The organism is Fretibacterium sp. (genome assembly GCF_057312375.1).
Genome location: NZ_DBHLDX010000072.1, coordinates 1 through 6,220, shown reverse-complemented (window position 1 = coordinate 6,220; position 6,220 = coordinate 1). Strand labels below are relative to the sequence as shown.

Below are 6,220 nucleotides of genomic sequence, written 5' to 3'. Positions count from 1 at the left end.
TCAAGCCCGCCGCGGAGCCGGAGATGGTGTACGGCCTGACGGAGGCGGAGTGGGTGAAGTACCTCACCATCGCCATCCTGGTCTACTACTTCCTCGCGACGCTCCTGCCCATCGACAAGATCATCGGCCGGCTCTATCCGCTCTTTGGCATCTGCCTGCTCCTCATGGCGGTGCTCATCGGCGGCGCCACGGTGATGAACCACCTGAACGGCACGCACCCGATGATCGAGCTCTGGGACGGCCTCTACAACATGCACCCGAAGGGCGCGACGACGCCCATCTGGCCCCTGATGTTCATCACGGTGGCCTGCGGTGCCATCTCCGGATTCCACGCCACGCAGTCGCCCATGATGGCGCGCTGCCTCACCAGCGAGCGCCAGGGGCGCTTCGTGTTCTACGGCGCCATGGTCGCCGAGGGCATCATCGCCCTGATCTGGGCCAGCGCGGGCATCGCCTTCTACAACACCTTCGGCTCCCCCATCACCACGGAGGGGCTCTTCCTGGCCAAGGGCGGCAACTCCGCCACCGTCTATGACATCTCGAAGGGGCTCCTTGGCTCCATGGGCAGCATCCTGGCCCTCCTGGGCGTCGTGGCCTGCCCCATCACATCCGGCGACACGGCCTTCCGCAGCGCGCGCCTGACGCTGGCCGACTGGTTCAAGATCGACCAGAAGCCCCTCAAGCCGCGCCTGATGCTGGCCCTGCCGCTGCTCCTGATCGGCTACGCCATCTCCTTCGTCGACTACGGCATCGTGTGGCGCTACTTCTCCTGGTCCAACCAGACCCTGGCCATGATCGCGCTCTGGGCGGGCGCCGTCTACCTGTGCCGGAACGTTTCCCCCATTAGCGGCTTCATGGCCGCCATTCCCGCCACGTTCATGTCCGCGGTGAGCTCCACCTACTTCTGCTTCGCCCCGGAGTGCCTAGGCTTCGCCACGAAGTTCAGCGAGGGGCTCTCCCTGTGCGGCGTGACGGTGAACGGCGTTCAGCTCTCCTACGGGATCGGCTTCGTCTTCGCGCTCGTCCTGTTCTCCATCTTCTTCGGCGTCTACCGCTCCGCCAACTACTACAAGTCCCTCAAGAAGAGCGCCTGACGGCTTCAGGCCGCAGAGATAACAGGAGGGGCGGACCGACGCGGTCCGCCCCCCTTTTCGTCTTTCGCGCCGCGCGCCTCCTGATATAATGAAGCGGGATTCGCACCCTTTTACTTTATTATGTTGGGAGGAACGACCTGTGTACACGATCGAAAATCACGACACTCGCCCGCAGCACAACCTCGCGCTTGAGGAGTACCTCTGCCGTCTGGCCGCCCGCGAGGGCAGCGAGTTCTTCATGCTGTGGCAGAACGAGCCGGCCATCGTCGTCGGACGCTTTCAGAGCACCCTGAGCGAGATCAACGGGGACTTCGTGAAGCGGCACGGCATCCACGTGATTCGGCGAAACTCGGGGGGCGGCGCCGTCTATCACGACCTGGGCAACATCAACTACAGCTTCGTCCGCGCCGACCTGGGCGAGTTCGACTTCGCCTTCTTCACCCAGCCCATCATCGACGCCCTGGGCAAGCTGGGGGTCCACGCGGAGCTGTCGGGCCGCAACGACATCGCCATCGACGGAAAGAAGATATCGGGCGGCGCGCAGTACCGACACGGGGGCATCGCCATGCACCACGGGACGCTGCTCTTCGACGAGGACCTGGACGTCCTGTCCCAGGCGCTGAACGTCGACGCGGCGAAGTTCAAGAGCAAGGGCGTGCAGTCCGTGCGCAGCCGCGTCACCAACGTCAAGCCCCACATGCCGAACGCGGGGGACATGACGGCGCGGGACTTCATGGCGCTGCTCCAGGACCAGATCCAAGGGCTGACCCCAAGGACGCTGACGAAGGAGGACGGCCGCGAGGTGCAGAAGCTGATGGACGAGAAGTACTCCACCTGGGAGTGGAATTACGGCACCTCCCCCGCCTTCACGGAGGCGCGGCGCGAGCGCTTCCCCTGGGGCGGCGTCGAGGCGCGCCTGAGCGTCCAGGACGGGCGCGTGACGGGCTGCACGTTCTTCGGCGACTACTTCGGGACAGGGGACTACGGGCCGCTCCTGAGCCGCATCCTGGGGACGCCCTACACGCGGGAGGCGCTGCACGAGGCGCTCTCCGGCTTTGAGCCGGGGGAGATGTTCGCGGGGGCGTCGGGGGCGGACGTCGAGAAGCTGCTCACCCCGGAGGTCTGACGTGAGCGGCCTCTCACCCGTGAACGTCCGCCCCGCCGCCATGGCGGACGCGCGGGACATCCACGCGCTGCGCGTCATGGCAGGCGTGTTCGAGAACATCCTTTCGCTCCAAAGCGAGCGGCTGGAGGACGTGGAGGACTTCCTGCGCGGGATGCGGGACCCGCTGCTGGCGGCGGAGGTCGATGGACATGTCGTCGGCCTGGCGGGGCTCGAGGTGTCGAAGCCGGCGCGGCAGCGGCACGTGGGAACGATCGGCATCATGGTGCATCGCGACTACCAGGGCCGCGGCATCGGCCGTTCTCTCCTCTCCGCGCTCCTCGACATCGCGGACCGGTGGCTGATGCTGAAGCGCGTGCAGCTCAACGTCTTTACGGACAACCAGCGGGCCATCGGTCTCTACAGGTCCCTGGGGTTCGTCGTCGAGGGGACGGAGCGCTTCGCAGCCATTCGGGACGGCCGGTATGCGGACGAGTACCTGATGGCCCGCTACAGGGAGTGAGCGGGGCGTCCCCCTGCGGTGCTCGGCGCCTTCCGGAAGCCGCGGCCTCGATGTCGCTTTTCAGGCGACCACGGACGACCGCCCCCCTCCTATAATGGGGCCGTAAGGTCAAAAAAAGCCGGCCACCGTTTCGCACGGCGCCGGTCACAGGAGGGCTCGAAGATGAAAGAGAACCTGACGGAGATCGTGTTTATCCTCGACCGCAGCGGCTCCATGAGCGGCTTGGAGTCCGACACCATCGGCGGCTTCAACGCCATGATCGAGAAGCAGAGGAAGGGGGACGGCGAAGCCCTGGTTTCCACCGTCCTCTTCAGCGACCGGAGCGAGGTCCTCCACGACCGCGCGGACGTGAAGGACGTCAGGCCCCTGACGGAGGCGGACTACTTCGTCGGCGGGTCCACCGCGCTGCTGGACGCCATCGGCGGCGCGATCCACCACATCGGGAACGTCCACCGGTACGCCCGCCCCGAGGACGTGCCGGAGCGCACCCTGTTCGTGATCACGACCGACGGGCAGGAGAACGCGAGCCGCCGGTACGGCATCGAAAAGGTCCGGCAGATGATCGAGCTTGAGAAGAGCCAATACGGCTGGGAGTTCCTGTTCCTCGGCGCCAACATCGACGCGATCGAGACCGCAGAGCGCTTCGGGATCGGCAGGGACCGCGCCGCAAACTACTGCAGCGACAGCGAGGGGACGCAGCTCAACTACGACGTGATGAGCGAGGCCATCTCCACCGTCAGGTTCGGCAGGCCCCTGTCCGCCAATTGGAAGCGGCGCATCGACGAGGACTGTCGCCGACGCGGCGACGCGGAATAGCGCAGGACGGCCACAGCCCCCACTACCCCCCCAGCAGGCTCTGGTTGAAGGCGAAGAGCGCCTCGTTGATCTCGAACACGTTGTAGTTTCCGTTCCGGATGAAGTACTCGATGATGACGTCGAACTTGCTGCTGCGGGAGAGCGCGAACCCGGCCTTCATCAGCATGTCCTTTGCCTCGTCGAGGGGCAGCTCCAGCGCGATGGCAAAGGCGAGGGCCGTGGACTTGCTCGGCCGGTAGTCCGCGTCGCTCCTGATCTTCGAGAAGAGCTTCCGGTCGATGTTGGCCTTCTTGTAGCACTCCACGTCCGTCATGCCCCTTTCGTCGATCTTGCGGAGGAGCATCCGCGAAAAGCTCTCGTCGATCCGGCTCACCACTTCGCTGAGGTTCTCCAGGGGTGCGGCGGGGCCCATCGGCCCCCTCTTCTGGGCGAGACCTCGGGGGACGCGTTCATGGACTTCGTCGAGGTCCTCCAGGAGCTCGGCGGACCTCATCAGCTCCGCCTCCCACTCAGGGAACAGCCTCCTGCGCCGCCGCGTGTCGTTCCTGTCCGCGCGTTCCTCAACGTAGTGATCGTCCACGTACTCCGCGACGTCCCGGAACAGCTTCGCGCTGATCTGGTAGGACCTCCGGTCGAAGATGACGATGTAGACGGTCATGTCGTTCCGAAAGAGAAATTCGCTGATCGTATCGACCGCGACCCGGAGAGCCTGGTCCTTCGGGTAGCCGTAGGCGCCGGAGGAGATGAGGGGGAAGGCCACGGACTCGCAGCCGTGCTCCCTCGCCAGCTCAAGGGAGGTCCTGTAACAGGAGGCGAGCAGGTCCCGCTCCCCGTGCCGGCCGTCCCGCCACACCGGGCCGACGGCGTGGATGACGTACCTGCAGGGCAGCCCGTAACCACCGGTGATCTTTGCGCTTCCCGTTTCACAGCCTCCCAGCGTCCGGCACTCCTCCAGGAGCCCCGCGCCGGCGGCGCGGTGAATACACCCGTCGACGCCGCCCCCGCCCAACAGCGACGGGTTGGCGGCGTTCACGATGGCGTCCACCTTCATCTTCGTGATGTCGTTCCTGACGATTTCAAGCGGCATGAAATGCGGTCCTCCCTCGCTTCAGGCGTCGGGTAGGAGTGCTCCTCCTGCCCGACGCCTGCCCCCTCACAGCGCCTCGGCCTTGTAGGAGCTGCGGACGAACGGCCCCGACGCCACCCGCGCGAACCCCAGCTCGAGGGCCTTGATCCGGTAGCGCTCGAAGGTCTCCGGCGTGACGTACTCGTGCACCGCGATGTGCCGCGCGGTGGGCTGAAGGTACTGCCCCACGGTCAGCATGTCGCAGTCGCCCTCCCTCAGGCGCCTCATGACGTCGATCACCTCGTCCTCCCGCTCTCCCAGCCCGACCATGATGCCCGACTTCGTCTTGAAGCCCTTGCTCTTGGCGTAGCGGAGGACCGCCAGGGAGCGCTCGAAGTCGGCCTGGGGGCGCACCCTGGGGTAGAGGGCGGGGACCGTTTCCACGTTGTGGTTCAGGACCTCCGGTCGCTCCGCCAGGATGACGTCCAGCAGGTCCTCGCGCCCCTGCATGTCGGGGATCAGGAGCTCGACGGTCGTCTCCGGACACTGCGCCCGAAGCTCCCGGACGCAGGCGGCGAATTGCCCCGCCCCCTGATCGGGCAGGTCGTCCCGCGTGACGGAGGTGATGACGGCGTGGCGGAGCTTCAGGGAGCGGACGGCCGCGGCGACGTGCTCCGGCTCCAGCGGGTCCACGGGGTCGGGTTGCTCCCGGCTGACGTTGCAGAAGGTGCAGTTGCGCGTGCAGTTTCGCCCCAGGATGATGAAGGTCGCCGTCCTCTTGCCGTAGCACTCCATGCGGTTGGGACAGTTGGCCTCCTGACACACGGTGTTCAGGTGCAGGGCCTTCAGGAGCGCCTCGACCTCCTGAAACGGACGCCCTCCCTGAACCTTGATCTTGAGCCACTCGGGCTTCCGCATCGCCGCTCTGGTTTCCGTCATGGGCTGTTCCTCCTCTATGCGGCGTCCGTGGCCCGGACGGCCAGGACGTCCTGAATCAGGACCTCGTTCTCCATGCCCCGAATGTAGTCGTCAACGCGGACTCCCTCGAGCCCATGGCGCAGCGACTCGCGCTCGATCGCACAGCCCTTCAGGCGTCCGGCCAGCTCAAAGACGTCCCGGTCCCCGAAGAAGTCCCCCAAAATCTCCGCGTGCTCGATGAGGCTCCGGCCGACCTCCAGGCGATACCCGATCATGCCGAAGGGGTGCCGGACGTCGTAGCGGTGCGTGAACCGGTAGCGGAGTCCGAAGTTCCACGCCGGGGAGTCGAAGCGCTCCCGTTTGATCCGCAGGACCTCCCGCAGGTCCTCCTGGCGGACGGCGCAGGTCTCGCGGACGCCGTAGTGCCCCATGAGCTGTTCCTTCAGGTACTCCATGAAGTCCCGAACGTCCATTCGGACGTACGGGGCAAGGGTTCCGATCCGGCTGGCGACGGAGCGGACCTGCTTGTTCACGAACTTGACGGGGTTGGGGCGCAGCGCCCTCGAGATGGCCTCGTGGTCCACGTCGAACAGGAGCGTCCCGTGGTGCAGCACCCGATCTCCGTATCGAAACTGGGCGTTTCCGGAGACCTTTTTGCCCTCCACGGTGATGTCGTTCCGGCCCGTGAACTCCGCGTCGAT

7 protein-coding genes are annotated in these 6,220 nt (G+C 65.9%); 4 read left to right on the top strand and 3 right to left on the bottom strand.

The features are described 5' to 3' along the window. The 4 genes from ACO41U_RS09035 to ACO41U_RS09020 form a co-directional block, all read left to right on the top strand. Window positions 1-1,094: carbon starvation CstA family protein (locus tag ACO41U_RS09035; RefSeq protein ID WP_485943312.1), on the top strand; the 1,094-nt coding region annotated here is incomplete at its 5' end. A gap of 139 nt (window positions 1,095-1,233) precedes the next feature. Then, complete coding sequence (gene lplA / locus ACO41U_RS09030) at window positions 1,234-2,220, top strand: lipoate--protein ligase (RefSeq protein ID WP_485943310.1); 987 nt, start codon at window positions 1,234-1,236, stop codon at window positions 2,218-2,220. A gap of 1 nt (window position 2,221) precedes the next feature. Beyond that, window positions 2,222-2,719: a GNAT family N-acetyltransferase gene (locus tag ACO41U_RS09025; protein WP_485943308.1), complete on the top strand. Its 498-nt coding sequence runs from the start codon at window positions 2,222-2,224 to the stop codon at window positions 2,717-2,719. A gap of 162 nt (window positions 2,720-2,881) precedes the next feature. Beyond that, window positions 2,882-3,535, top strand: coding sequence for a vWA domain-containing protein (locus ACO41U_RS09020; RefSeq protein WP_485943306.1), 654 nt, complete (start codon window positions 2,882-2,884; stop codon window positions 3,533-3,535). A 22-nt stretch (window positions 3,536-3,557) separates the two neighbouring features. Here the strand turns inward: ACO41U_RS09020 and ACO41U_RS09015 are convergent, their stop codons facing one another. The 3 genes from ACO41U_RS09015 to ACO41U_RS09005 form a co-directional block, all read right to left on the bottom strand. Next, window positions 3,558-4,622: an O-acetyl-ADP-ribose deacetylase gene (locus tag ACO41U_RS09015; protein ID WP_485943304.1), complete on the bottom strand. Its 1,065-nt coding sequence runs from the start codon at window positions 4,620-4,622 to the stop codon at window positions 3,558-3,560. Window positions 4,623-4,688: 66 nt separating this feature from the next. Further along, the gene (gene lipA / locus ACO41U_RS09010) at window positions 4,689-5,540 is read right to left on the bottom strand and encodes a lipoyl synthase (protein WP_485943302.1); all 852 of its coding nucleotides are present in this window, start codon (window positions 5,538-5,540) and stop codon (window positions 4,689-4,691) included. 14 nt (window positions 5,541-5,554) lie between these two features. After that, window positions 5,555-6,220 (bottom strand): lipoate--protein ligase (locus ACO41U_RS09005; protein ID WP_485943300.1); only part of this gene is annotated, 666 nt, incomplete at its 5' end.